The sequence below is a fragment of the Exiguobacterium profundum genome, from assembly GCF_001909285.1.
GTDB classification, from domain to species: domain Bacteria; phylum Bacillota; class Bacilli; order Exiguobacteriales; family Exiguobacteriaceae; genus Exiguobacterium; species Exiguobacterium profundum.
Genome location: NZ_MRSV01000001.1, coordinates 768334 through 794671 on the forward strand (window position 1 = coordinate 768334; position 26338 = coordinate 794671).

The 26338-nt window shown below is 47.7% G+C and carries 26 protein-coding genes; 22 read left to right on the forward strand and 4 right to left on the reverse strand.

Annotated elements, in window-relative coordinates; translation table 11 throughout:
- Window positions 1-41: 41 nt before the first annotated feature.
- Window positions 42-806 carry a MerR family transcriptional regulator gene (locus BBB58_RS04160; RefSeq protein ID WP_074035639.1) on the reverse strand — a complete coding sequence of 255 codons (765 nt, stop codon included), beginning with the start codon at window positions 804-806 and terminating at the stop codon, window positions 42-44.
- 47 nt (window positions 807-853) lie between these two features.
- Window positions 854-1318, reverse strand: coding sequence for a GNAT family N-acetyltransferase (locus tag BBB58_RS04165; protein ID WP_074035641.1), 465 nt, complete (start codon window positions 1316-1318; stop codon window positions 854-856).
- Window positions 1319-1531: 213 nt separating this feature from the next.
- On the opposite strand from BBB58_RS04165, the gene BBB58_RS04170 reads away from it, so the two are divergent.
- From BBB58_RS04170 to BBB58_RS04205, 8 genes are all read left to right on the forward strand, one after another.
- Complete coding sequence (locus tag BBB58_RS04170) at window positions 1532-3235, forward strand: glycoside hydrolase family 13 protein (RefSeq protein ID WP_074035643.1); 1704 nt, start codon at window positions 1532-1534, stop codon at window positions 3233-3235.
- 118 nt (window positions 3236-3353) lie between these two features.
- The gene (locus tag BBB58_RS04175) at window positions 3354-4016 is read left to right on the forward strand and encodes a Type 1 glutamine amidotransferase-like domain-containing protein (protein ID WP_074035645.1); all 663 of its coding nucleotides are present in this window, start codon (window positions 3354-3356) and stop codon (window positions 4014-4016) included.
- Between the two features lie 34 nt (window positions 4017-4050).
- The gene (locus tag BBB58_RS04180; RefSeq protein ID WP_074035648.1) at window positions 4051-4611 is read left to right on the forward strand and encodes a GNAT family N-acetyltransferase; all 561 of its coding nucleotides are present in this window, start codon (window positions 4051-4053) and stop codon (window positions 4609-4611) included.
- A gap of 51 nt (window positions 4612-4662) precedes the next feature.
- Complete coding sequence (locus BBB58_RS04185; protein WP_074035651.1) at window positions 4663-5082, forward strand: YwiB family protein; 420 nt, start codon at window positions 4663-4665, stop codon at window positions 5080-5082.
- Window positions 5079-5504 carry a hypothetical protein gene (locus BBB58_RS04190; protein ID WP_074035654.1) on the forward strand — a complete coding sequence of 142 codons (426 nt, stop codon included), beginning with the start codon at window positions 5079-5081 and terminating at the stop codon, window positions 5502-5504. The genes BBB58_RS04185 and BBB58_RS04190 overlap by 4 nt, the downstream gene beginning before the upstream one ends.
- A 170-nt stretch (window positions 5505-5674) precedes the next feature.
- A complete protein-coding gene (locus BBB58_RS04195; RefSeq protein WP_074035657.1) occupies window positions 5675-6193 on the forward strand; it encodes a GNAT family N-acetyltransferase in 519 nt (172 codons plus the stop codon).
- Between the two features lie 7 nt (window positions 6194-6200).
- A complete protein-coding gene (locus BBB58_RS04200) occupies window positions 6201-6917 on the forward strand; it encodes a hypothetical protein (protein WP_074035659.1) in 717 nt (238 codons plus the stop codon).
- A gap of 92 nt (window positions 6918-7009) precedes the next feature.
- Window positions 7010-9136 carry a (Fe-S)-binding protein gene (locus tag BBB58_RS04205; RefSeq protein WP_074035662.1) on the forward strand — a complete coding sequence of 709 codons (2127 nt, stop codon included), beginning with the start codon at window positions 7010-7012 and terminating at the stop codon, window positions 9134-9136.
- A gap of 38 nt (window positions 9137-9174) precedes the next feature.
- On the opposite strand, the gene BBB58_RS04210 is transcribed toward BBB58_RS04205, so the two are convergent.
- Complete coding sequence (locus BBB58_RS04210; RefSeq protein ID WP_074035664.1) at window positions 9175-10473, reverse strand: methyl-accepting chemotaxis protein; 1299 nt, start codon at window positions 10471-10473, stop codon at window positions 9175-9177.
- Window positions 10474-10643: 170 nt separating this feature from the next.
- On the opposite strand from BBB58_RS04210, the gene BBB58_RS04215 reads away from it, so the two are divergent.
- From BBB58_RS04215 to BBB58_RS04240, 6 genes are all read left to right on the forward strand, one after another.
- Window positions 10644-11969 (forward strand): hypothetical protein, encoded by a 1326-nt coding sequence (locus BBB58_RS04215; RefSeq protein WP_074035666.1) that lies wholly within the window; start codon window positions 10644-10646, stop codon window positions 11967-11969.
- 80 nt (window positions 11970-12049) lie between these two features.
- On the forward strand, window positions 12050-12529 hold the full coding sequence (rpoE, locus tag BBB58_RS04220) for a DNA-directed RNA polymerase subunit delta (RefSeq protein ID WP_074035668.1): 480 nt from the start codon (window positions 12050-12052) through the stop codon (window positions 12527-12529).
- A gap of 248 nt (window positions 12530-12777) precedes the next feature.
- On the forward strand, window positions 12778-14373 hold the full coding sequence (gene pyrG, locus BBB58_RS04225) for a CTP synthase (RefSeq protein WP_074035670.1): 1596 nt from the start codon (window positions 12778-12780) through the stop codon (window positions 14371-14373).
- 137 nt (window positions 14374-14510) lie between these two features.
- Window positions 14511-15353, forward strand: coding sequence for a TVP38/TMEM64 family protein (locus tag BBB58_RS04230; protein ID WP_074035672.1), 843 nt, complete (start codon window positions 14511-14513; stop codon window positions 15351-15353).
- Window positions 15354-15384: 31 nt separating this feature from the next.
- Window positions 15385-15933, forward strand: a complete 549-nt coding sequence (locus BBB58_RS04235; RefSeq protein WP_074035674.1) for a GNAT family N-acetyltransferase — start codon at window positions 15385-15387, stop codon at window positions 15931-15933.
- 114 nt (window positions 15934-16047) lie between these two features.
- Complete coding sequence (locus BBB58_RS04240; RefSeq protein ID WP_074035676.1) at window positions 16048-17376, forward strand: polysaccharide deacetylase family protein; 1329 nt, start codon at window positions 16048-16050, stop codon at window positions 17374-17376.
- A 39-nt stretch (window positions 17377-17415) separates the two neighbouring features.
- Here BBB58_RS04240 and BBB58_RS04245 read toward each other — a convergent pair whose 3' ends face one another.
- Window positions 17416-18531 (reverse strand): NADH-dependent flavin oxidoreductase, encoded by a 1116-nt coding sequence (locus tag BBB58_RS04245; protein WP_074035679.1) that lies wholly within the window; start codon window positions 18529-18531, stop codon window positions 17416-17418.
- A gap of 261 nt (window positions 18532-18792) precedes the next feature.
- On the opposite strand from BBB58_RS04245, the gene BBB58_RS04250 reads away from it, so the two are divergent.
- The 8 genes from BBB58_RS04250 (at window position 18793) to glpX (ending at window position 26324) form a co-directional block, all read left to right on the forward strand.
- The gene (locus tag BBB58_RS04250; RefSeq protein ID WP_074035681.1) at window positions 18793-20451 is read left to right on the forward strand and encodes a glycerol-3-phosphate dehydrogenase/oxidase; all 1659 of its coding nucleotides are present in this window, start codon (window positions 18793-18795) and stop codon (window positions 20449-20451) included.
- 124 nt (window positions 20452-20575) lie between these two features.
- Window positions 20576-20935, forward strand: coding sequence for a YxeA family protein (locus BBB58_RS04255; protein ID WP_074035683.1), 360 nt, complete (start codon window positions 20576-20578; stop codon window positions 20933-20935).
- 91 nt (window positions 20936-21026) lie between these two features.
- A complete protein-coding gene (locus tag BBB58_RS04260; protein WP_074035685.1) occupies window positions 21027-21386 on the forward strand; it encodes a response regulator in 360 nt (119 codons plus the stop codon).
- Window positions 21387-21547: 161 nt separating this feature from the next.
- Window positions 21548-22402 carry a class II fructose-1,6-bisphosphate aldolase gene (gene fba, locus BBB58_RS04265; protein ID WP_074035687.1) on the forward strand — a complete coding sequence of 285 codons (855 nt, stop codon included), beginning with the start codon at window positions 21548-21550 and terminating at the stop codon, window positions 22400-22402.
- Window positions 22403-22498: 96 nt separating this feature from the next.
- Window positions 22499-23329: a hypothetical protein gene (locus BBB58_RS04270; protein ID WP_074035688.1), complete on the forward strand. Its 831-nt coding sequence runs from the start codon at window positions 22499-22501 to the stop codon at window positions 23327-23329.
- 74 nt (window positions 23330-23403) lie between these two features.
- The gene (gene fsa / locus BBB58_RS04275; protein ID WP_074035689.1) at window positions 23404-24054 is read left to right on the forward strand and encodes a fructose-6-phosphate aldolase; all 651 of its coding nucleotides are present in this window, start codon (window positions 23404-23406) and stop codon (window positions 24052-24054) included.
- A 27-nt stretch (window positions 24055-24081) separates the two neighbouring features.
- The gene (murA, locus tag BBB58_RS04280) at window positions 24082-25338 is read left to right on the forward strand and encodes a UDP-N-acetylglucosamine 1-carboxyvinyltransferase (protein ID WP_074035691.1); all 1257 of its coding nucleotides are present in this window, start codon (window positions 24082-24084) and stop codon (window positions 25336-25338) included.
- Window positions 25339-25352: 14 nt separating this feature from the next.
- Entirely contained in the window at window positions 25353-26324 is a 972-nt protein-coding gene (glpX, locus tag BBB58_RS04285) for a class II fructose-bisphosphatase (protein WP_074035692.1), read from the forward strand.
- Window positions 26325-26338: the final 14 nt, after the last annotated feature.

Below are 26338 nucleotides of genomic sequence, written 5' to 3' on the forward strand. Positions count from 1 at the left end.
ACACCGAGCGACGAAAAAAAGTCCAAGCCTGAGGCTTGGACTTAACTGTTCGCGATACAATAGTATTGGATGGCCTCGTTATAATACGCAGCGAGCCCCGGCTCGAAGCGATCATAAAATGCCGTGAATCGTTCATCCGTCACATACATCTGTCCGAGTCCACTGAACATATCGAGTGAACAGTCGTAAAAGTGTGTGTCGATGAACAGATGATTGTCTTTCACAATCGATTGAACTCGGTCGTCATCGATTGCGATTTGTGAACGAAATAAATCAACGAGTGGCGCAATCAAATCGAGTTGCATTTGATTGATGCGTTCCCAGTCCGCTTTCGATCGCTTCTGCGCACGTTCTTGTGCTGTCTTGTAAGCTGAAGTCTCTCCCCAACGTTCCTGCACTTCCTCTTGATGTTTCGCCTCGTGAGCTTGAATCTCCTCATAAGTTAATCCATCAAATAATGACTTGTCATCCATTGGAATCCCTCCTTTGAGTGAGGTGAGGGTCGCTTCTGCCGTCTCGGCAAGCTGAGCGAAATAGGCTGCTTTCTGTCGCAACGCCTCGATATGTCCACTCAACACATCAATCCGGTTGAACGTCGTTGAATCAAGCAATTCTCCGATTTGATCGAGAGGAACATCGAGCGTGCGATAGAGTAAGATGAGTTGCAACCGTTCCGCATCGCGCGAAGAATAACGCCGATAGCCGTTGGCGTCACGGTTCGCAATGAGAAGACCGATTGCGTCATAATGTCGAAGCGTTCGCGTTGTCGTTCCAGCGAGTGACGCAAGTTGTTGAATCGAATACATCCCTTCACCTCCTTAGTCAAAGCGTAAAGGTTGACGTCACGTCAAGGTCAAGCCTTTTTTTCAAACAGTGAGAATCCATTTCGTTCGCCGATATAGTGGAAACCGAACCGAGGATAGTAGTTATTTAAGAAGGCGTTATCGGCAACACAGTCCAATCGAATGGTCGAAGACGTGTTTGCTAAGGCATGCTGCATCAAACGTTCCCCGATGCGTTCACCTTTTGCACTCGAGTCCGTGACGAGTCGATGCAAGTAGACGGCACCGTCCGGGTCGTCCCATAGATTATGGTCCCAGTCAGTCGGAGGAATCAGGCTGACGGCACCGACGACTTGCTGATCTCGTTCGTAGACAAACACCGTCCCGTTTGTCAAATCGTGACGGACATAGTCGGAACGACTCGGCTCTAAATATTTGACCCATTGCGACTTTCCGGCTACTTGGAACTCTTTTGCTTTCTTTAAAATCAATTGATCGACTGCTGAAAAATCCTCCATTGTGGCAAATCGAATCATGATGAAGCACCTCGCTTTCATTTCTTTTCAAAATCGTGTAGGGTACACGTTGAGTATGCTGATGAAACATCTTTGTATCATCGAATGTTTTTTGGTAAGTTTTATTTATTGCATCGTGCAAACGATTGCGCTAATGATATAAAGTTCACAGCACGAATAAGATAAGTATAAATGATGAGCAGTGAGTTTTGGGATAAGGAGTATCTAGATCACATGCAACTTTTACAACGAGAACATCAAACACAAACGCTTAAACGCAACTGGTGGAAAGAAGCCGTCGCCTATCAAATTTATCCTCGTAGCTTTTATGACGCGAACGGGGACGGAATTGGAGACATTCAAGGAATCATTGATAAGCTCGACTATTTGAAAGACCTCGGTATTGATGTTATCTGGATTTGCCCGATGTATAAATCGCCAAACGATGATAACGGTTATGACATTAGTGACTATCAAGATATCATGGACGAGTTCGGTACGATGGAAGACTTCGACCGCTTATTGGACGAAGTGCATCAGCGCGGTATGAAGCTGTTGCTCGACCTCGTCGTCAACCATACGTCGGATGAGCACCCTTGGTTCATTGAATCGAAGAGCTCAAAAAACAATCCGAAGCGCGACTGGTATATCTGGCGCGACGGAAAACCGGACGGGTCGAAGCCGAATAACTGGGAATCGATCTTTGGTGGCTCGGCTTGGGAATTCGATGAAACGACGGAGCAATACTACTTGCATGTCTTCTCGAAGAAACAGCCGGACCTCAATTGGGAAAATCCTGAGATGCGTACAGCGGTATACGATATGATCAACTGGTGGCTCGAAAAAGGGATTGACGGATTCCGTGTCGATGCAATCAGCCATATTCGCAAGAATCCGACGTTCGCCGACTTGCCAAACCCGAACGACCTCGACTTTGTACCGTCGTTCGAGATGCACATGAACGTGGACGGAATTCACGACTATTTAGAAGAGCTTCGTGACGAGACGTTCAATAAACATGACATCATGACGGTCGGTGAAGCGAACGGCGTCTCACCTGACGATGCCCATCTATGGGTCGGTGAAAAGGAAGGGAAGATGAACATGGTCTTCCAATTCGAACACATGGACCTTTGGAGTGAAGATGCCGATTCGAAACTCGATGTCGTTCACTTGAAGAACGTGTTGACGAAATGGCAAAAAGGACTTGAGGCCGATGGATGGAACGCCCTTTACGTCGAAAACCATGACCAGACGCGTACGGTCTCGAAATGGGGAGACGATGAGCGTTACTGGAAAGAAAGCGCGAAGTCGATTGCGATGATGTACTTCCTCATGCAAGGGACGCCGTTTATCTATCAAGGTCAAGAAATCGGGATGACGAACGTCAAATTCGATTCGATCGATCAATATGATGACATCGCGACACGCAACCGCTACTATATCGGTGTCGAGCAAGGGAAGAGTCATGACGAGATGATGCGCATCACGTGGAACTCGTCACGCGACAACACGCGGACACCGATGCAGTGGAGTGATGCCCCGAACGCCGGATTCACGTTCGCAGAGCAGCCATGGGTCGGCATCAACCCGAACTATACGGATATCAACGTCGAATCACAGCTTGAAGATGAGGACTCAATCTTTAACTTCTATAAAGAGATGATTCAACTTCGTAAAGATAATGAGACGTTTGTTTATGGGGCGTATGATGTCGTCTTGCCGGAACACCCGGAAGTCTATGCGTATACGCGTACGCTCGGTGACACGCAGTACCTCGTCGTCACGAACTTGACGGCGAAAGAGACGATGTTTGATATGGATCAGACACTTCGTGCGCAAGATGTCGTCTTGAGCAACATGCCGGTTGAAGGCGATGCGGAATCATCGCTCCTTCACTTGAAACCGTTCGAAGGTCGCGTGTATAAAATTAGCTAATCTTTCATGTTTGAAGACCGTAGGCGAGAAGTCGACTACGGTCTTTTTAATATGAATAAAGGGGATGCACGGGGATGATAAGAATGCTTTAGAAGAGATTCAATAAGGAGGGAAACAAATGAAACTACTATTGACGTCCGCTGGCGTTAAAAACGAGAGCATCAAGCAGGCACTTTTGGAATTATTGGACAAGCCGATTGAAGAGTGTAATGCACTCTGTATCCCAACAGCCATTTATGCGTTGAACGGGGGAACGAAACACGCATGGAACTTTTTCAACGGAGATTTCTCGACGCCGATGTGTGAGTTGGGCTGGAAGTCGGTTGGGGTGCTTGAACTGAGCGCACTCCCGAGTATCGATGAGTCGGTGTGGAGACCGGCGTTTGATAAGGCAGACGTATTATTGGTGAATGGGGGCGATCCGCTCTTTCTCTACCATTGGATGAAACAGTCCGGGGTAGCCTCGCTGCTCCCGTCCTGGAAAGGCGTCTACGTCGGATTGAGTGCAGGTAGCATGGTGATGACACCACGAATTGGAGAAGCGTTTGTCGGATGGCGCGCATCCGACGAGCAGAGTGATGATACATTAGGGTTTGTCGACTTCTCGATTTTTCCTCATCTCGACCACGAAATGTTACCGGAGAACACGTCACGAGATGCTGCAGAATGGGCGGAGACATTACAGTCGCCGGCCTATGCGATTGACGACGAGACCGCGATTCGTGTAAACGAAGGGAAGATCGATGTGATTTCGGAAGGAAAGTGGAAGAAGTTTTTCTGACTGTTTAAAAGTAATAGGGAGGAGACAGGAGAGATTGAATCCATTTACGTATCATAAAAAAACAAATCGAATCATCGTACGACCGTTAGAGAAACGAGATTATGACACATGGTTAAGCGGCTTTACAAATCGTCTCGTTTCACAACATGTATATGACCCGGGGAAATTAGATATGAGCGACTGTACGTCCGTTTGGTTCGGTCAGCTAGTCGACACACACCAATCACTCGCACATGAAGACCGTGCGCATGTCTTTGGGATTTTCCGGCTTGAAGATGGGATACATCTCGGCATGGTGGATTTCTCGACATTGGCGCGAGATGGATTTCATTGGGGTCGGGTCGGGTATACCATCCATAACCAACATTGGCAAAACGGATATGGCACAGAGGCGGTCGATTTAGCGATGCGCCTCGCCTTTGACGACTTAAATTTTCAACGGATCGAGGCACACATCAATCTCGACAATGAGGCATCCGTTCGTCTCGCAGAGCGTGTCGGCATGTCGTACGAGTGCACGAGAGAGGGATTTATTTTTGAGAATGATGAGTGGGTAGACCATCTCGTCTATGTGAAAACGAAGCACCGTCGATAGAACGACTCCTACCACATATGGTACGATGAGTTGACGGAAAGGGGGATGAGCATGGCGATTGAACCACTTCGCGTGCGTGTCCAGCAAACAACTCGGATGAGTGACATTCTTGAGCCGATCGAACTATCGGCTGACGGCGTATACTATCCATTGAAGACTGGCTTTATTTTAATGTTTGACCAACAACAAGAGGACGGAACGGTCCCGACGACAATCAAGTACACGCCGGAACGATTGGCGCTCATCTGCAAAGGACCGATCGAGATGAACCATTCCTTCATCGAAGGTCGCTTCACGCAAAGCTTATATAAGAATGCCTATATGTCGATGACGATGGCGACGACGACATCGCGACTCGATGTGTCTGAAGAGTCATGTACGTTCGTATATGAATTATCCATGAATGAAGAAAACGTGGGTATATACGAAGTACATGTCACATGGACATTTGAAGGAGGAGAGAGCGTATGAACTTCACAGAACGCGTAAATAAGATTGAAGAGATGTTGAACGAAGACTGGTTCGAGATGCTCGAAACGAATGAAGAAGAATATGAAGAGTGGCGCGGTCGCCTTGAAGATCATGCTGAGCAAGTCATCATGCATTATGACCAAGAAAACGGAGTCGATGTCGATTCAATCGATAAATTGCTTCAACTGAACGATGAGTTCCCGCTCCTTTACGGGGAAGACACCGTTCGCCTGTACATCGCACTTATTGAGGCGCGGTCAGAAGACAAAGCGGTCTACGATCGGTACGTCGATTATTTGGCAGCCATCAGTGATGCATCGCATGAACAGTTTTTACATTTCCATACGCTCGTCGAAGCAGGTCGGTTGGAAGAAGCGAGACAACTCGCGCCACATATGCCACAACGGCTCGGACTCGAATAGTAAGCATGTCAAAAGTGTCATCTGAACAGGATGGCACTTTTTTTCATGCCTGAAAGGGGACACACTTCGACGAGAACGTCCATTTTATTTCGAAGGTATCTTCTCTAAGATGAAGGAACAAGGAAATCAAACAGAGAACGCGAATGGAAATGGTTAAAGGGGGAAATGTGATGTTAAGACTAATCAAAACATCTGTCGAACAAAAAGAACAGATTCTCGCATTTTTACAAGAATGTTACGAACGTGATGAGCGAATCGTCCCGACTTCAGTGGACCGTGAAACGACCGACTTCGAGGCATATGTCAACACGTTACGTCAGAAGGAGTTATGTGAACATATAGAAAAAGGTTGGGTCCCGAGCACAACGTATTGGCTCACGGACGGGGAGGAGCTTCTTGGCGCGACGAACATTCGTCATGAGCTGAACGAATCGCTCTTGAAGATTGGCGGGCATGTCGGGTATGGGGTGAAACCGAGCGCACGCGGGCGTGGACTCGCCACAATCCAACTGCAACTTGCGCTTGAGAAAGTGAAAGAACTTGGAATCGAGCGGGCACTCATCACGTGTAACCGGACAAATATAGCTTCCCGTCAAGTCATTTTAAACAATGGTGGCATTGCGGACACACCGTATACGGAAGAAGACGGGACAGTCGTCGAGCGGTTTTGGATTGACTTGAAAGGGTGAGGACGAGATGGCGAACTGGATCATCATCTATTTGGCGCTGATTAACTTCTTCGGCATCTATTTGTTCCGGGAAGAGACCGTTCCTTCGAAAAAATGGTTCTCTTTCTCGAGCGGCATCGCCATCACGTACTTCTTCATGTATCTTTTGCCGTCCCTGAACAAACGCCAGGACACGCTTCGTGTCGATTGGTTGAATTTGGCGTTACCTTCAGAAATCTACATCGTCAGTCTCATCGGTTTCACGTTGTTTTACGGCACCATGCGGTTCGTTCGTACCCCTCACTTTCAAGATGAGGCGGTCGACCGGGCCGTTTCGTATTGGTTACAGGTGACACTCCTCACGGCCTATATGACCTTCTCGGCGTACGTGGTGACAGCCGACTCGGTGACGTTCGTTGCGAGAAGTTTCTATGCGACAGCGCTCGGTGTCCACTTTTTAGCGCTCGGGCATGACTTAAATCGTCATTATGGTGAACGTTACATGGGACAAGGACGCTATTTGTTGAGTGGTGGGATTTTACTTGGTGGGTTCTTTTCACGCTGGATTGACTTGGCGGCGCACGTCGAAGCGCTCTGTTTTGCCTTTGTGGCCGGGGCGATGATTCTCAATATCGTGAAGTTTGAACTGCCATCCGACCGAAATTTGCACTTCCGCACGTTCGTATTGGCCGTGTGCAGCTATGGGGGATTATTGCTCATATTGAAACATCTTCTAAACTTCTGATGAGAACAAAAAAAAAATGAATGACTGTTCATTCATCATTTGATATACTGAATTCAAGATTGAATCCGTTTTCAAAAGGGGGAGTTTTGGGGATGTCTACATTTTTAATCGTCAACTGGATTCTATTCTTGCTCGTCCTCGGCTATGGTGTATATTTATTTGCTACGCTAGTTCATCAGCGTTATACGTTCATCAAGCTCGGGAAGAAGGCAGAATGGAGCCAAACGAACAAAGAACGACTCGAACAGGTCATGATCAACGTGTTCGGTCAAAAGAAATTGTTGAAAGATAAGAAGAGTGGCGCAATTCACGTCATGATGTTTTATGGCTTCATCCTCGTCCAATTCGGGGCGATTGATTTTATTTGGAAAGGACTAGCGGTGGGAACACGTTTCCCGCATATCCCGCTCGGTCCGCTTTATCCAATCTTTACGTTCATGCAAGAAATCGTCATGCTCATGATTCTCGTTGCGGTCGTTTGGGGATTCTACCGTCGTTACGTCGAGAAGCTCGTGCGCTTGAAACGAAACTTTTTAGCAGGTCTTGCCCTCATCTTCATCGGCGGGTTGATGGTTTCCGTATTGTTCGGGAACGGGTTTTACCTCGTCTATAAAGAAGAGCTTCCAATGTGGGGCGAACCGGTCGCGACGCTCATCGGCTCAGCATTTGCTTGGGTACCGGGCTCTGTCGCTTTCGCTTTATTCGTCGTCTTTTGGTGGATGCACCTTTTATTCTTGCTCAGCTTCATGGTCTACATCCCACAAGGAAAACACGCACACTTGATTGCCGGAACGCTCAACGTATGGCTCGGTCGCACGCACAAAGTCGGTCGCTTGGCACCTGTTGATTTTTCAGCGATGGAAGAAGCGGAAGAGTCGGATGAAGAGATTGTCTTCGGGGTCAACAAGATTGAAGACTTCAACCAGAAGCAGCTCGTCGACTTGTATGCCTGTGTCGAGTGCGGGCGTTGTACGAATGTTTGTCCGGCAACAGGAACTGGGAAGATGTTGTCGCCGATGGACTTAATCGTCAAACTTCGTGACCATATGAATATGAAAGGCGCGGCGGTCACGAGAAAATCACCGTGGGCACCTGCACTCATGTTCCAAAACACGCAAGGTGCTGAAATCGCAGCAGCTGCGCAAGACGGTCATATGCTCGTCGCAGACGAGTTGATCGGCAACGTCATCACGGAAGAAGAAATTTGGGCTTGTACGACTTGCCGTAACTGTGAAGACCAGTGTCCGGTCATGAACGAACACGTCGATAAAATCATTGACCTTCGTCGTTACCTCGTCATGATGGAAGGGAAGATGGACCCTGAGGCACAGCGTACGGTCGCCAATATCGAGCGTCAAGGAAACCCGTGGGGAATGAACCGGAAAGAACGCGAGAACTGGCGTAAGGATACAGAGCTCGTCATCCCGACGGCGAAAGAAAAAAAAAAAGCAGGCGAGGAATTCGAGTATCTCTTCTGGGTCGGCGCGATGGGGTCTTACGATAGCCGTAGCCAAAAAGTCGCGCAGAGCTTTGCGAGCGTCTTGAACAAGGCAGGCGTCTCATTCGCCATTCTCGGAAATGAAGAGAAAAACTCAGGGGATACACCACGTCGAATCGGAAACGAGTTGCTGTTCCAAGAACTCGCCGAAGCGAACATTAAACTATTTGAGAAGTATGGGGTGACGAAAATCGTCACGGTCGACCCGCACGCGTACAATACGTTCAAAAATGAGTATCCGGACTTCGGTTTGACTGATGTGAAGGTGTATCATCATACGGAGTTGCTCGCGGAGTTACTTGACACAGGTCGGATTCAGCCAGACCTTCACGTGAACGAACGTGTCGTCTATCACGACTCTTGTTACCTTGGTCGTTATAACGGCATTTACGATGCACCACGATTCGTCCTAGAACGCATACCGGGTGTCGAACTCGTCGAAGCGACACGTAACCGTGAAAACGGTATGTGTTGTGGAGCCGGTGGTGGTCTCATGTGGCAGAAAAAAAAAGTCGGGACACGTGTCAACGTGGCTCGGACAGAACAGTTGCTTGAGACGAAACCGACTGTTATCGGTTCGGCATGTCCGTACTGTTTGACGATGTTATCTGATGGAACAAAAGCGAAGGAAGTCGATGAGACCGTCGGCACGTTCGATGTCGTCGAATTGCTCGATCGCTCGCTGAAGGCCATCGAGATACCAGAACCAGTTGTCCAATAATACATGAAGGCACGGTCCGCGGACCGTGCCTTGTTTGTTTACTGCATCTCAGAGGTGGATAGAAGGGAAGAGGTCAAGTGAGATAACCCTTGCGTCGTCTCGTTGATCGATGAAATGGTCTCGACCATCTGTCCGAGGTCTTGTTTGTTTCGTTCGAAAGAAAGAACGTATTGGCCCATTTCTTCTTGAACGGTCGAAAAACCAGCTTTGACGGTGCTTAGTTGGCGCATCGCTTCATCGTTCGTCCGATGCATTTGCCCCATTTGCTCGAGGAGGGCCGCGATGTTCGTCTCATTTTCATGAATGAGCGCGTTGATTTGACTGCTCAGTTGTTTTGCGTTCTCCGCAAGTGTGCGTACCTCGGTGGCGACGACGGCGAACCCTTTTCCGTGTTCTCCTGCGCGAGCCGCTTCAATCGAAGCGTTTAAGGCGAGTAAGTTCGTTTGGTTAGCAATTTGTTCGATGCTCTTGGTCATGCTGACAATATCCTGTGAACCTTCTTTTAGGGCGGTAATTCGATCGAGCGAAGTATCGACGTAGGTGGCCGACTGTTTGAACTCTACTTCCATCTGTTCGATTTGATTTCCGTTCGTGTGCGTCAACTTCATCAAATGACGACTCATTTTTTCCTTTTTTTTCGTTTCCGCAAGGACTTGGTGAGCACGATTGCTCGTTTCAGACATGGCGTGTCCGGTTTGTTCCATCGTAGTCGCCACTTCTGTGCTGACGCGTGTCACGTCACTCAACAGGGACGCACGAGCTTGGTTCGCAGACTCGATTTCATCGAGGCGGGCGTTGACGTATTGTTCGGTGACGATTTGTGCGTCTAAATTCATCGCGTGTGACAACGCTAAGAGGGACTCACTTAAGAGGGCAGGATCGTGTTGATACGTTTCAACCACTTTTGGGATGAGCAACGTATTAAATGCCGAGTACGTCGCCAAGAACCAGACGACAGGCACGGCGAAGTGGTGGTGCGTCTGTCCCATTCGTTTCCGCATTGCCAAGAATTTATCATCGATGTTCCCTGTTAGTAGGCTGCGGAAATAATCGGCGAATACCTTTTTTAATCGTTCTCTTGTGGATGATGCGTTCGCAATCTGTACCATTTCCGGTTGCAGCATTAAGTGGTCGAGTACGTTTTCAAGTACATCGTCAAGTACTGACTCGACGAGTGGAGCCATATCTTGCAGTCGTTTTACTTGAGAGGTCGTGTATCCCATGTAGTGAGTGCGACCATTCAAGCTTGAGTCGGCTGGTTTAGCGATTGTCTGGATTTCAGGAAAACCGGTAGTGGCGACGAAGTGATTGGATGTTGTTTTACGAAAAAGTGCCATATATTTTTCTCCTTCTCTTTCATATCTAAAATGTCATTCTCTTCTATATCGGCAAAAGAGTGAAGAAACTGAGAAGTAAATGTGTTATGAAAGAGGTTCGCAGACGAATGGATCTGGGAAAGGATGATTGAGGAACAGAATATTCAATCTCAATGTAAGGAGTGTGTCCCATGAAAAACATGGTTGTCCTATTGACGATTGTCAGTGCTCTTAGTAGTCAAATTCTTCCGCAGATCTTATTTTTATCTATTATGGCAGTCGAAGAAGGTGTCGGGCGTCTCATTCCATTCTTGATTTTTTATGTAGCCAGTATGTCCGGTCTATTATTGTGGGTTTATGTCATTGGACGCCGTGGTTCTAAAGATACTTTTTTAATCGCTTTTGTCGTACTCGTTGTCGGTCTCATTTGTTTCGTTCTCCCGTTTGAGCGTGCGATTGAATGGAGCGCCTTTTTAGTCGGGGTTGGATCAATTGGAGTCGGGTCGATTATGACGACGATTTTATCGCAATTAAACGAACTGAAACCAGCTGCTGATCCAGATTCAAAAGAAGCTAAAGGAAGCTCCTGGCCGTTGGTTCTGATGTTAGTCGGTTGGATTGCGATATTCTCTTTTGCATTGACACAGTCATACAATCTGGCCATCGCTCTCTTTTTGGTCAGTTTGATTCTACCATGGCTTTTTGTTCGGAAATTACCGCTTCAAAAATCGGCGACTTGGCAGTTTGAAACTCGTTCTTTTCTCCGTGCCTTCATCGCGGTCACCGTTTTTACATTGATTAGTCGTCTGCTCAGTCTTTTAGAAGGGGCGCGTGGCTATATCGAAGTATTTGGCTTAATGATTATTTTGCTCGTTTATGTTGGATGGTTATTGTACCAAAAGCGCGTCCGAGACTTTATTGGAGCGAGTCGCACCCGTCAGGTTCAATTGCTGTCGTTTGTGATTGGATTGTTCGGTGGTTGGACGTTAATTGGTGCCGTCTTTGTCAGTCTTGCCTTGTACTCGTTTCAAGTTCTCATTTTTTATGTATTTTTCCCATTTTTAGTAGGCGTCATCGGCTGGATTTTATTTAGTCGTATATTTGATTTCGCACGTCACCCATACCTCGTGTTACTCGTGTCCTCCCTCATCTTTTTCCTAGGATTTATCGAGCCACTTGCGTTCATCCCTGTCTTATTTGTCAGTGGGTATACGCAGACGATGTACTCGAGTGTAAGCCATACGTATCTGTTTGATCAATATGGGGAAAATAAGGAGTTTGCTTCCTTGCTCTTGCAGCTGTGGAAGCGGTTTGGGATGGTCGTTGCGTACTCCTTCTTAATGATTGGATTGTTAGGATACGGTTTGTACGTTGGGCAGACGGTCAACGAGGAATTATCGTTTCAAATTCCAAAAGCATGGATGTTCGGTGTTCTAGGACTTACGTGGATTTTCAATATTGGATTGATCAGCCTGTACTGGTTCCGAGTTCGTCCGAGTAGAACACATGAATCATAATTTTCCCTAGCTTTTTCATATCGCTTTTGTTTATAATGAGGAGTGATGTTTAACTAGTGACGGAAAAGGAGTGTCCTTTAATGAATAAATCGTTGATTGATTTCGTTTATGAACTTCTCCAAGAAACTGGCGAACAGCCTGTTTCTTTTGATGAGATTCGCGAAAAAATCAAGCAAAACTATACGTTTGCGAGTGAAGAGGAAGAGCTCGAAAAAATCGCACAACTTTACACCGATTTGAACATCGACGGGTTGTTCGTCAACTTAGGAGCAAACCGTTGGGCGCTTCGTGTTTGGTACCCATTCGATAAGTCGGATGAGGATCTCGTCATCGAAGCACGTCAACGTGGTGAACTTGACGAATTCGAAGAAGAGTTCGAAGAAGCAGACGAAGGCATCGTCGATATCGAGGATGACTTGGATGTATTCGCAAAAGTTGAAGACTATGATTCATCTGAATTTGATGATGAGGACGAAGAAGAAAAAGTAGAAGGCCTTGACGATTTCAAGGACGATGACTTGGACGACGACCTCGATATCGAAGACGAGGATGATTTATAAGAGACCGCAAAAAAGCCGGGCATCGCGCCCGGCTAGGCGTGTCTCTTTTTCTTTTTTAGTCGTGTTCATCGACTTGAAAAAAAGAAAAAATAATATCTTGACGACTGCATCGTCTCTGGCGTAAATTAGTCATGGGCTAGTTTAGCACGTAACGATGCAGCAAAAGTGTCCTCCATTTTCGGGGGCACTTTTGCTTTTTTTGTTTTTTCGTTTCCCGATGGTTGGTATTCAAGAGAGGAGAAAGAAACATGACAAAGTACATTTTCGTAACAGGCGGGGTAGTATCTTCGCTCGGTAAAGGGATCACGGCAGCTTCGCTCGCGCGTCTACTCAAAAATCGAGGACTCAACGTCACGATTCAGAAGTTTGACCCATACATCAACATTGACCCAGGTACGATGAGCCCGTATCAACACGGAGAAGTATTCGTCACAGATGATGGCGCTGAGACTGACCTTGACCTCGGACACTATGAGCGCTTTATCGACATCAACTTGTCGCAAAACGCGAACGTCACATCAGGGCGCATTTATTCAACTGTCTTGAAGAAAGAGCGTCGTGGAGACTATAACGGTGGGACGGTTCAGGTCATTCCGCATATCACGAACGAAATCAAAGACCGTGTCTTCCGTGCAGGACGCGAGACGAACGCCGATGTCGTCATCACAGAGATTGGTGGAACAGTCGGGGATATCGAGTCCCTTCCGTTCATCGAAGCGATTCGCCAAGTGAAGAATGACATTGGGAAAGAGAACGTCATGTACGTCCACTGTACACTCGTCCCTTACCTTCGTGCCGCAGGTGAGATGAAGACAAAACCGACACAACACAGTGTCAAAGAGCTTCGCAGCTACGGAATTCAACCGGATATCATTGTCCTTCGTACGGAGCATGACATCCCAGAAGACATGCGTGAAAAAATCGCCCTCTTCTGTGATACACGCAAAGAAGCGGTCATCGAGGCGCAAGACGCATCGACACTTTATGAAGTACCACTCAACCTTCAAAAACAAGGAATGGACCAACTCGTCAACGACTACTTCGGTTTCAATTCACCGGCTGCTGACATGACGGCTTGGAAAGAACTCGTCCACACGGTCACACACCTTGAGAAGAAAGTGAAAATCGCACTCGTCGGGAAATATGTCGAATTGCGTGATGCGTATATCTCGGTCGCGGAAGCACTCAAACATGCGGGTTATGCGTTCAACGCGGATATCGACATCGACTGGGTCAACGCGGAAGACGTGACGGCTGAAAACGTCTCAGACATCCTCGGCGATGCGGACGGAATCCTCGTTCCAGGTGGATTCGGTGAGCGTGGAATCGAAGGGAAGATTGAAGCGACACGTTTTGCTCGTGAAAACAACGTCCCATTCTTCGGAATCTGTCTCGGGATGCAACTTGCGACGGTCGAGTTTGCCCGTAACGTCTTGAAGTTGGACGGCGCACATACGGCAGAAATCGATCCGTCGACACCGTATCCGATCATCGACCTTCTTCCAGAACAAAAAGATATCGAGGATCTTGGCGGCACACTTCGTCTTGGACTTTATCCATGTAAACTCGAAAAAGGGACGAAAGCGCATGCGGCATACGATCAAGAACTCGTATACGAGCGTCATCGTCACCGTTATGAGTTCAACAACGAATACCGTGAAGCGTTTGAAGCAGAAGGCTTCAAGTTCTCAGGTACGAGCCCAGACGGTCGTCTCGTAGAAATCATTGAGATTCCAGAACACAAATGGTTCGTGGCATCACAGTTCCACCCAGAATTGATTTCGCGTCCAGAACGTCCACAACGTCTATTCCATGACTTCATCCAAGCATCACTTGGAGAATAAGTGATTGAAAGCCACGGTCCATTGCGGACCGTGGTTTTTCTACGTCAAAAGCATGAGAGGGAAAGCGCCTTCGGCAGGATACATCCCTATCACTTTGTGGGTACACTAGAAATAGAACGGGGAGAGGGTGAGGGCACATGAAAGAACGACATTCGATTTATCTTGGATATGGATTAGGGCTTGTCGCGCTCAGTCTGTTGCCGTTCGTCGTCTTGCCTTCCCTTTTATTGCCGTATCAACTTGGCTGGACAGGTGTTGTTTTACTCGCCCTCTCGGTCGGGTTACTTCGGGCGATTCGGGACGGCTCGAACGTCATCCTAAAGCAGATGTGGAAGATCACGTTCTCTCTCTTCTTGATTTTCGTTCTCGTCTATTATGTTTCATTCGGACTCATCCTTTATGACACATACGGATTGGATCGTTTACTAGAACAATATGAACGACAGGCGGTCTGGGTGTTTGCAGCATTTAGCTTTTTACAACCTATTGCGTTACCCGTTCCGGAAGCGGTCAGCGTGCCGATTGGGAGTGTCGCGCTCGGACCGTTTCGTGCCGCTTTGGTCGGAAGCGTTGCGACGACACTTGGAATCTTTGTCATGTATGGACTGGCCCGATTTGGTCGAGGGCGCATGATTCGTTGGGTCGATGAAGAAAAACTGAAGACGTACGATCGATATGTCGATCGATACGGTCTTGGTGTCTTGCTCGTCTTATTTATCATTCCGATTTTACCTGACGAGGTCATCTGTCTCGCTGCGGGGTTTAGTCGTGTACCGTTTCTGCGCTTTGCGGGTATCGCGTTCGGGGCAAAACTCGTCACGTCGTTCGGACTTGCTTATTCTGTCTCGATTGGACAATTGTTTATGACCGATTCGAGTCCAATCGCAATCGCTTCTGTCATGGCAAGTGTGATTGTCTTGATTCTTGCGTTCATTTGGCACAAACAAAAAAAAGGAGATTCGAACGGGACACAAGAATAAGGTAAGGACGATTTATAGAGAGGAAGACAACATGCGACAAGATCAAGAAGTGGTCATTCGACCGATTGAAGAACAGGATCTATCACGACTCTGGGAATTGATTTATCGAGATGCGGTACCGGAATGGAAACAGTGGGACGCGCCTTACTTCGAACACAAGTCAATGTCTTACGAAGAGTTTCAGCAAATCGAGCGATCGTTCATCAAAAAAGAAGACATGTGGGTCATTGAGGTCAGTGGAACGGTATATGGCACGGTTTCCTATTATTTCGAAGATGCCGGACGAGAGTGGCTCGAGATGGGCATCATCTTGCATCAATCCGACCGCTGGAATCGAGGTGTCGGGACGCGTGCCCTTCGTCTATGGACGAAACATTTGTTTGAAACGTTACCGGTCGTCCGCGTGGGATTGACGACATGGTCAGGGAACGAGCGAATGATGCGGGTCGCTGAAAAAGTAGGGATGCAGCTTGAAGGTCGAATTCGTCAAGTGCGTGTCGTGAACGCGAAACGCTACGATTCGATTCGGATGGGCATGTTACGCGAAGAATGGATGAAAACAGGTACGCCGTCTATTTAAAGACGACGTACCTGTTTTGTATGATTTTGTATATATTTGTCGCCATATTGACGATTTCATTCGTGAAGAGTTTGCTACAATCGAATCGATTGAATTAAATAGGAGAGAATAAGAATGAAACGACACATGTTAGTTATTGTGATGTTATTGATTGGGATGGGCACATGGTATTACATCGCGGGAGCCGCCCCGACGATTAAAAAAGTTCCGACACCATCCTTTACCGGACAATACCCCGGGTTACACTTAACGGTAGAGAGTGAACAAGCGAAAAGATATACGACATCAATCTCTGTTCCGAGAACGGATTATGAAATGCTAAACGAGGAGCTGGATGCATTCATTTTAGAAAAGAAAGAAGCATTTCAACACAACCTCACCCCTAGTCACGGTCAAACGGGTCACTTAAATATTCAGACCGATACATATCAAACGAATCAGACTGAATACACGCTAGTCGTTCATACTTATGCATTCACTGGTGGTGCGAATGGTCAAACCACTGTCGACGTATTTCGGATGAACCTTTCGGACGGAACGTTCGTTGAATGGGATGATGTCTTACGTGATGACCAACATGCATTAGAATGGTTCAAGCATAGCGTCATCACACAATTACAACATCAAGAATACGTATTTGAGGATCAGTTACGTGAAGCGATTAAACACCCTAAATCGACGAAGTGGATACTGACGTCCTCTGGTCTAGATGTCATATTTGACGAGTATGAAGTGGCGGCGGGAGCGGCAGGTGTGGTAGAAGTTCACATTCCGATGAAGGAAGTTGAGCCGTTTTTGTTATCCGAATTAGATACGCCCACTGCACAAGAAGATTCTCCAATCATGAGTCCCTCAAATAAGCCGCTTGAACCCAATGGGAAATATGTTGCACTGACGTTCGATGATGGACCCCATCCGATTGTGACACCTCACATTCTTGAGACACTTGAGAAATACCAAGCGCGTGCTACGTTCTTTATGTTAGGGAGTCAGATGGAATTCTATCCTGATGTAGCGAGACAAGTAGCGTTGTCAGGTCATGAGCTAGCAAATCATACTGAACATCACCCGGATTTGACACAATTGTCTGAGAAGGGAGTCAAAGAGGAACTCGAACAGGTTGATGAACGAATTGAGAGGCTTACGGGACAACGCCCATCATTGGTTCGTCCACCATACGGGGCTAAAAATGAAATGATTGAGCAGATCATTCAGACAAAGGAGCAGACCCTTGCACTATGGACGGTCGATTCTCTTGATTGGAGTCACCGTAATGCCGATCAAATGTATCGCTTGATTATGGACAATGTCCATCCAAGTGCTGTTGTCTTGATGCATGATATTCATGAGTCCACAGCTGAAGGGTTGCCGAAAGTTCTCGATGCGCTGAAACGTGAAGGGTACACGTTTGTGACGATGAGTGAGCTCTTGACGTTGAAATAAAAAAATGAACCCGCCGTGATAAACGGCAGGTTCATTTTTTTATTTCACTTCTTGATCTTTAATTGGGAACCAACCGGCACGTGTCGTGATGGCGTTCCATAGCGGAGCTGGGACAGCGAGTTCGGCTTGTTTGTTCAAGTCGAGTTCTGTCTCGATCTCGTCTTCGCGGTCCGATTCCACTTTTTCCAGCCATTGTGGATCGATGATCAGTTCGCGACCGAGTGCGGCAAAATCGACGACGTCGAGTGCGTCTTCCACTTGGGCCGGACGTTGGAGTTGCCCGACTCCGATGAGTGGGATGTCACCATTGATTCGATTGGCGATGCGGTCTATCGAACGCTCCGTGACATTCTCGTCACGCATGGAAGCTGTATTGAAGTTCCAGAGAGAAGCGTGAATATAATCAACGCCCTCTTCTAAAATCATATCGAGTAACACATCCGTGTCGTCGAGTGTGATTCCTGGCTCTTCGATTTCTTCCGGTGAGAAACGATAGCCGACTAAGAAGTCTTCTGCATCTGCAGCTGCTTCTTTCACACGACGAATGACTTCGCGTGGGAACGTCAAACGTCCATGAACATCACCGCCGAAGCGATCTTCACGGCGATTTGAGTGCGGTGAGAAGAATTGTTGAATCAAGTAGGTGTTCGCTCCGTGAATCTCGACGCCATCAAACCCGGCTTCGATGGCCCGACGCGTCGCTTCACCGAACGCCTCGATAATGGCTTCGACCTCTGATGTCTCGAGGGCACGTGGTGTGACGGCGCCTTCTCGGACAGGCGCGACAGCACTTGCACTGACAGGTTGTTCGTTCGGGACGAGTTCAGGTGGTGACATCCGTCCAGCGTGGAAAATTTGAAGGATGGCTTTTGCACCTTCCGCTTTTAAACTTTCCGCCAATTGACGGAGACCCGGGATGAATTTGTCGTCATTGACCCCGAATGCGTTCGGGAAACCTTTCCCGTCTTCTGTCACGTACGCGCATGCTGTAATCGCAAGCCCGACGTTTTGCGCCCGTTTCCGATAGTAGGCGAGCTCATGCTCGGATACTTCGCCCGTTGGTTCTGATGAGTAATGTGTCATCGGAGCCAAGACGAGTCGGTTCGGTACTTCGACGCCATTTTTGAATTGAAAAGGTTGTAACATACGTTTCATCTGAAATCCTCCTTCAACATGATACCTTGAAGTCTAAGCTTCTCGACTCAAAAATGCGAGTCGGATGCTTGTGAATGAACACATTACAGATTGCGCAAGCGTAAGAGATGATTGAACTGAAAAGAATAGGGTATAATACAGGAGAAAAGTTGATATTCGGTTCGAGACAATAGAGAGACCACAACAGAAGGGGGAAGCCTTGTTTTTGTTGTGTTTTCTTTTTCTATTCATTTTACCGTACTTACTATAGGAGGGAATAAGATGGAAATCAGAAATTTCTCAGCGAAAGAACGAGCGAAACGATACGAACAACTGACAAGCGAACGTCATGACGTTCTTGTTGTCGGTGGAGGGATAACCGGAGCAGGGATTGCGCTCGATGCGTCGTCACGTGGGATGAAGACAGCGGTTCTCGAAATGCAAGACTTTGCGGCCGGGACGTCAAGCCGTTCGACGAAACTTGTTCACGGGGGACTCCGCTATTTGAAACAATTTGAAGTGGCGCTCGTCGCAGAAGTCGGGAAAGAGCGTGCCATCGTGTATGAGAACGGTCCACATGTCACGACACCGGAACAGATGCTATTACCGATGCACAAGGGAGGCACGTTTGGTCCTTTCTCAACTTCAATCGGACTCATGGTGTATGACTTCCTTGCAGGCGTCAAACGGGCAGAACGTCGCATGATGCTCAAACCGAATGAAGTCATCAAAAAAGCACCGCTCGTCAAAAAAGATGACTTAGTCGGTGGTGGATACTATGTCGAGTATCGGACGGATGATGCACGATTGACAATCGAAGTGGCGAAAGAGGCCGCGAATCACGGCGCGCTTCTTATGAACTATGCCAAAGTGACCGGGCTGATTTACGATAACGGCAAAGTGGCGGGGGTACACGTCGAAGACCAAATCGATGGGTCGACATATGACGTCTATGAAAAAAAAATCATCAATGCGACTGGTCCATGGGTCGATGAGTTACGGGAAGAAGAAAAAAAAAAAAAAGGCAAACAGCTTCGTTTGACGAAGGGAATTCACCTTGTCATCGATCAATCGAAATTCCCACTCAAACAGGCAATTTATTTCGACACACCAGACGGGCGCATGGTCTTTGCCATTCCACGCGGAAACAAAGCGTACGTCGGAACGACGGATACGTTCTTTGATAAAAACAAAGCGCATCCACGCATGACGACAGAGGACCGCGATTATATTTTGGATGCAATCCATTATATGTTCCCAGACGTTCATGTCACGGCAGATGATGTGGAATCAAGCTGGGCGGGTATTCGTCCGTTGATTTATGAGGAAGGAAAAGACCCTTCTGAAATTTCACGTAAGGACGAAATTTGGCAGTCAGACAGCGGCTTGATCACGATTGCCGGCGGTAAATTGACAGGGTATCGGAAGATGTCAGAAACGGTCGTCGACCTTGTCGCGAAATTATTAAAAGAAGAAGAGGGCGTCGTCTACTTGGCAAGCCGGACGAAGCATATGCCGATGTCAGGTGGTCACGTCGGCGGATCGAAAGGGTTCAAAGACTTCCTCGAGAAGAAAACGAAAGAACTTCAAAATCACGGTCTCGACGCGGGGCACGCGGAAGAACTCGTCCGTCTATACGGATCGAATATCGATCGTGTCATCGAGCGGATGGACTCGAACGCGTATGACTTGCCAGAGGTCGTCTATGCACAGTTGATTTATGGCATCGAAGAAGAATCGGTCGTACGCGCCATCGACTTCTTGATTCGCCGGACCGGTGCGATGTTCTTTGATATCGATTTCGTCCGTCAACACAAAGAAGGTGTCCTTCGTTGCATGGCCGACGTCTTCAAATGGTCGGATGAGCGTTTGAAAGAAGAACGTGAAGAAGTAGAGAAGGAGATTGAAATCGCAGTTGTGCCTGTGACTGTCGAATCGTAATGCACTGCATTGCAGGAAAGGTTCATTCTAAATAGGATGAACCTTTTTTGTTTTTTTTTTTCATCGATTCGGAATAACGGTATACCTCATAAGTAGTGATTCTTAGATTGAGGGAGAATTTTTTATGAAACGAAATCTCGTTGCCATCCTATTGATTGGCATTCTATTAGTAGTAGGTTGGCGTTATGTCGATCCCAATCGATTGTTAGCCGATGTCTATTATGTCAAAGTCCCAAGTGCAGAAGTGGCGACGCAAACCTCGGGGGGTTATCGCTATGATCTCATCGGGTACGACGAGAATGGAAAAAAACGTCCTCTGTCTATTGCCACCACTGGGTTGTTACCGGAAGGGAACTATCTGCGAGTATTTGTGAAAGAAGAAGATGCGGAAGTGACCGACTACGAGCAGGTGAATGTGCTAGACGTACCTGAACAGTTGAAGGAAGAACAGGAAGAAGAGAATTCCGAGCCATCGTTCCCTTGATTTCAAAAGATAGACGACGCGAAAAAGAGATGAGTTTGGTAAGGTTAAATTGTTTGAATATGGTAAACGATGAATGAAAGAAGGGACATGCATGTCACGGATGTTAATAGCAGATGACCAGGACGGAATTCGTACGATGCTCGCGCAAGTGTTCACGAACATGGGTGTAGACGTGGACACGGCGCAAGACGGCATCAGCGCCTGGGAATTTTTAGAGCGGGAGCAATATGATTTGGTATTGCTCGATATGAATATGCCTCGTATGTTTGGACACGAAGTATTACGTCGCATGCGCGAGAAACAGTTAGACACACCCGTCATGATCATGACGGCATTTGGGGAAGAAACGGTGATTGAAGAAGTGCGTCGTCTCGGGATCACGGCACAATTTGAGAAGCCGTTTGATATTTATGGGATGATTGGAAAAGTGAAAGAAGTCTTGAAAATTTGACGTTTCGTCACCAAGATGACATATGTAAACGCTTGCGCTAAGCCATTTCTATGCCCGAATAGCATAGGCACATGTTTTACGGTGTGTTATAATGGGAACGAATTGCACGGGGGAACTTTTCCCAAACGTGTATAATAGCGAACAGACAGGAGGATGTCATTATGCCATTAGTATCAATGACAGAAATGCTTAACAAAGCATTCGAAGGCAAGTATGCAGTCGGCCAATTCAACATCAACAACCTCGAGTGGACGCAAGCGATTCTTCGCGCTGCGGAAGACGAGAAATCACCAGTAATCCTCGGTGTATCAGAAGGTGCAGCGAAGTACATGGGTGGCTTCACGACAGTTGTCAAAATGGTTGAAGGTCTTATGCACGACTACAACATCACTGTTCCAGTTGCAATCCACCTTGACCACGGTTCTTCATTCGATAAGTGTAAAGCAGCGATCGACGCTGGTTTCACGTCAGTCATGATTGACGGTTCACACCACCCAATCGATGAAAACATCGAAATGACGAAACAAGTTGTCGAGTACGCGCACGCTAAAGGTGCTTCTGTTGAGGCAGAAGTCGGTACAGTTGGCGGCGAAGAAGACGGCGTTGTTGGTGGCGTACAATACGCTGACCTCGATGAGTGTGTACGTGTTGTAAAAGAAGCGAAAGTGGATGCACTTGCTGCAGCACTCGGTTCTGTACACGGTGAATACCAAGGCGAGCCAAAACTTGGATTCAAAGAGATGGAAGAAATCGCGGAAGCGACTAAAACACCACTCGTTCTTCACGGCGGATCAGGAATTCCTGAGCAAAAAATAAAAAAAGCAATCGAGCTCGGCCACAGCAAAATCAACGTCAACACTGAGTGCCAACAAGAATGGACTCGTGCAGTACGTGAGAAAGTTGCTGCTGATGCAAAAGTATATGACCCACGTAAAATTATCGGACCTGGTATCGAAGCGATTTATAACGTCGTTACTGGCAAGATGCGTGAGTTTGGTTCAAGCAACCAAGCTTAATCCTGTCCTGAAAGGCTGACTCTACAAAAGAGTCAGCCTTTTTTTGTTTTTTTTGGGAACGTATACATATATGGTGAAAAAAAGGGGGGAGTCTTTGTGATTTATAACGAGCGACCGACAGAATTGTTTTGGCGAATCTTTTATGTATATGGAGCAGTCGTGTTGATTGGTCTTTCTTTAGCATTAGCCGCCGCCCCACTCATTTTAATTTATTATTATCCGGTACCTTGGCTTATTCCATTGTTAGTCTTAGTCGCCATCGGTGGGTTTGGGGTGTATTGGTTTACGAACACATTCCGTCGTTTATTTTGGAAAGAACGGAATCACTCTAGATACGAAATGACCGCAACGAGCATCGAGGGTGTGACGTATCGGCATGAACCGGGCGAGTCGGTCGAGCAATCATTTCCAATCTCAGCGATTCGACAAATCGTCTTCTTCCCGGCGATTGTCCGAAAGACACAGCCGTCTCCGACGGTTCGGATTGGTCGGCCTACGGTAGAGTACACTCCGATGCTATCGATTATGACAAAAGATGATGCCATGGAAATCTTGTTCGATCAACGTGATCTGGTTGCCTTTGATCAATGGATAAAATCTTTCCATGAGCAGGGAATTCCGCTATTTTACACACCAAAAGAATTGTATTGGATTGGTGCGAATATCTCGACACGACGTGAGCGATTTGAACGGTTGAGTCGTCCGGAAGAAATCGTTCCATTTGTCTACACCGGCGACCTTGTGGCAGATGAGCAGACGGCAGCAACGAATTGGATTGAAACCCACGGATTGGAACGTTTGAAAGAAGGACCACACCAAGCATACTATGTGAAGCAAAGTAAAATTATGAAATGGTCATTTTTCGGTTTTCTTGCTGGGATTGGCCTTGTCGTAGGATCGATGCTTGCAATCGCATCGTTGACGTAAAGGGTATAGCAATTCGACATGACTTTCCTCATAATAGAGATTGTAAGCGATCACAAATTAAGGAGGAGACACATATGCGTTTTTTCATTGATTTTTCAAATGTGGAAAACAAAAAAAAAGCTCATCAAATGGGCGTCATTGGAGGCGTGACGACGAATCCATCGCTCGTCGCCAAAGAAGGTGTCGATTTCCATACAAGACTTCGTGAAATCTGTGAGATCGTCGGGGATCTCTCGGTCAGCGCCGAAGTTATTGCACTCGATGCGTCGGGTATGGTGGAAGAAGGAAAGGAACTTGCCGCCATCGCGCCGAATATTACGGTAAAGGTACCGATGACACCAGCGGGGATGCAAGCGGTAAAACAGTTCAAGGAGCTTGGAATCAAGACAAACGTCACGCTCATCTTTAACGCTAACCAAGCGTTACTTGCGGCACGTGCCGGGGCATCATACGTTTCTCCATTCATCGGACGCTTGGATGACATCGGACAAGATGGGCTTGATTTAGTTGAGACTATTGCGAACATCTTCGCAATCCATGGCATCGAGACAGAAATTATCGCAGCATCTGTGCGTCATCCGGTTCACGTGACAAAAGCTGCACTCCTTGGGGCTGACATTGCCACAGTCCCTTACAAAGTTATCGAACAAATGATGAAACATCCGCTCACAGACAAAGGCATTGAGCAGTTTTTAGCGGATTGGAACAACGCTCAATCCAAATAAGTCCGTCGTAGAAAGGTTTTGATCAGCGTGGAAATTCTCCATATCGTTGGGCAGCAAAAACTAGAAGGAACCGTCGAGATTAGCGGAGCGAAACAGAGCGCTCTCCCTTGCCTTGTGGCTGCACTTCTCACGGAAGAGTCGGTGACGATTGAAAACGTTCCGATGATTGAAGATGTGGAAGTGATGGTCAATTTGTTAAAAGAGTTAGGGGTTCGGGTAGAGCGGGATGGCGAACGAATGACGATTCATTCGAATGAAGCAGTCGCAATGCCTCTCCTCGGTTCTGAGACGCGCAAAGTCCGTGCCGCTGTCTATTTACTCGGGGTCTTCGCGGCTCGCTTTGGAAAAGGGGCGGTTGGGTTACCTGGAGGATATGCGATTGGTCCACGGCCGATTGACTTACATTTGAAAGCGTTGGAACGTCTCGGCATTCATGTTGAGAATGAATCAGGTCTCTATCATGTCCGGGTCGATGAACTTGTTGGGAATCGAATTTACTTGGACTTGCGGTCGTTTGGGGCAACCGTGAGTGCAATGCTTGCGGCTGTTCTAGCGACAGGGACGACGGTCATCGAAAACGCGGCTTGCGATCCGGAAGTCGTCGATGTGGCGACCATGCTCACATCGATGGGTGCACATGTGAGTGGGGCAGGAACGGATGAGATTCGAATTAAAGGGGTGGAACGCCTCCACGGTTGTACGCACACACTCATTCCAGATCGTCTCGAAGCCGGAACGTTCATGATGTTCGGTGCAGTGTCCGGTCGTGTGACCGTCCAACCGGTCATTCCGACACATCTCGAAGGGGTCATTCAAAAACTGTTGGATTTCGGAGCGGACGTCGAGGTCGGTGAGGAGTCAATTACCGTGACGGCGAACCAATTCATGCCAACAGATATTCGGGTGTTCCATTACTCGGGGTATCCGAGCGACTTGCAACCGGTGATGACGGCAGCCTTATTAAAAGCTGACGGAACGAGTGTTGTCACCGATAAATTGTATGCGCAACGATTCCGCCACATCGCCGAGATGCGACGGATGAATGCGCAAATTACACTGGAGGATGCATCGGCTGTGATTCGTGGCGGCAATAAGCTGGCGAACGCAGAGATGGAATGCACCGATGCACGGAGTGCTGCGGCCCTGGTACTGTCAGCGCTCCAAGCTTCTGGTGAATCGACGCTACTACATGCGGAACGACTGAATGATTCGTATGTCGACTTTGTCGGCAAATTAAAACAACTCGGTGCGCTCGTTTGGGTGGAGGAACAAACCGAGGTATAAAGGGGAGATTTCGGGTGGAACGAAGTTTATCGATGGAACTGGTTCGGGTGACAGAAGCGGCGGCACTTGCTTCAGCCCGTTGGATGGGACGAGGATTGAAAGTCGAAGCGGATGATGCGGCAACGACGGCCATGCGCGACGTATTTGACACGATTCCGATGAAAGGGATTGTCGTCATCGGTGAAGGGGAGATGGATGAGGCCCCGATGCTATACATCGGAGAAAAAGTCGGAAATGGCTACGGTTCTCGTCTCGATGTCGCAGTCGATCCGTTAGAAGGGACAAACATCGTAGCGACCGGAACGTGGGGAGCACTTGCGGTTCTCGCGGTCGCGGATGCAGGCGATCTCCTTCATGCTCCAGACATGTACATGGATAAAATTGCCGTCGGACCGGAAGCGGCAGGTCTCGTCAGTCTCGACAACTCGATTGAAGAGAACATTGAAATCGTGGCGAAAGCGAAGAAGAAAAACGTGGAAGATGTCGTCGTCACGATTTTACATCGGGACCGTCACGAAGAAACCATTCAACGTGTCCGCGCGACCGGTGCGCGAATCAAATTGATTCCGGACGGGGACGTCGCCGCGGCCATCAACACCGCTTTCCCGAAAACGGGTGTCGATTTGTTGCTCGGTTCAGGCGGGGCGCCAGAAGGTGTCATCGCTGCAGTCGCAATGAAGTGTTTAGGTGGAGACTTCCAAGGGCGTTTGCTCCCGGAAGATGAAGCGCAGAAACAACGTTGCCATGACATGGGAATCGAAGATACGGATCGAATCCTCCTCCTCAATGATTTGGTGAAAGGTGAAGATTGTATCTTTGCGGCGACCGGCGTCACAGATGGTGAGCTGTTACGTGGAGTCCAATTCACGTCACAAGGCGGACAGACCCATTCGGTCGTCATGCGTGCCAAGTCCGGTACCGTTCGTTTCGTCGAAGGGAACCACTCACTTAAGAAAAAACAAAAAATGGTCATGAAACCAGAATAATCAGAAGTCGTGGA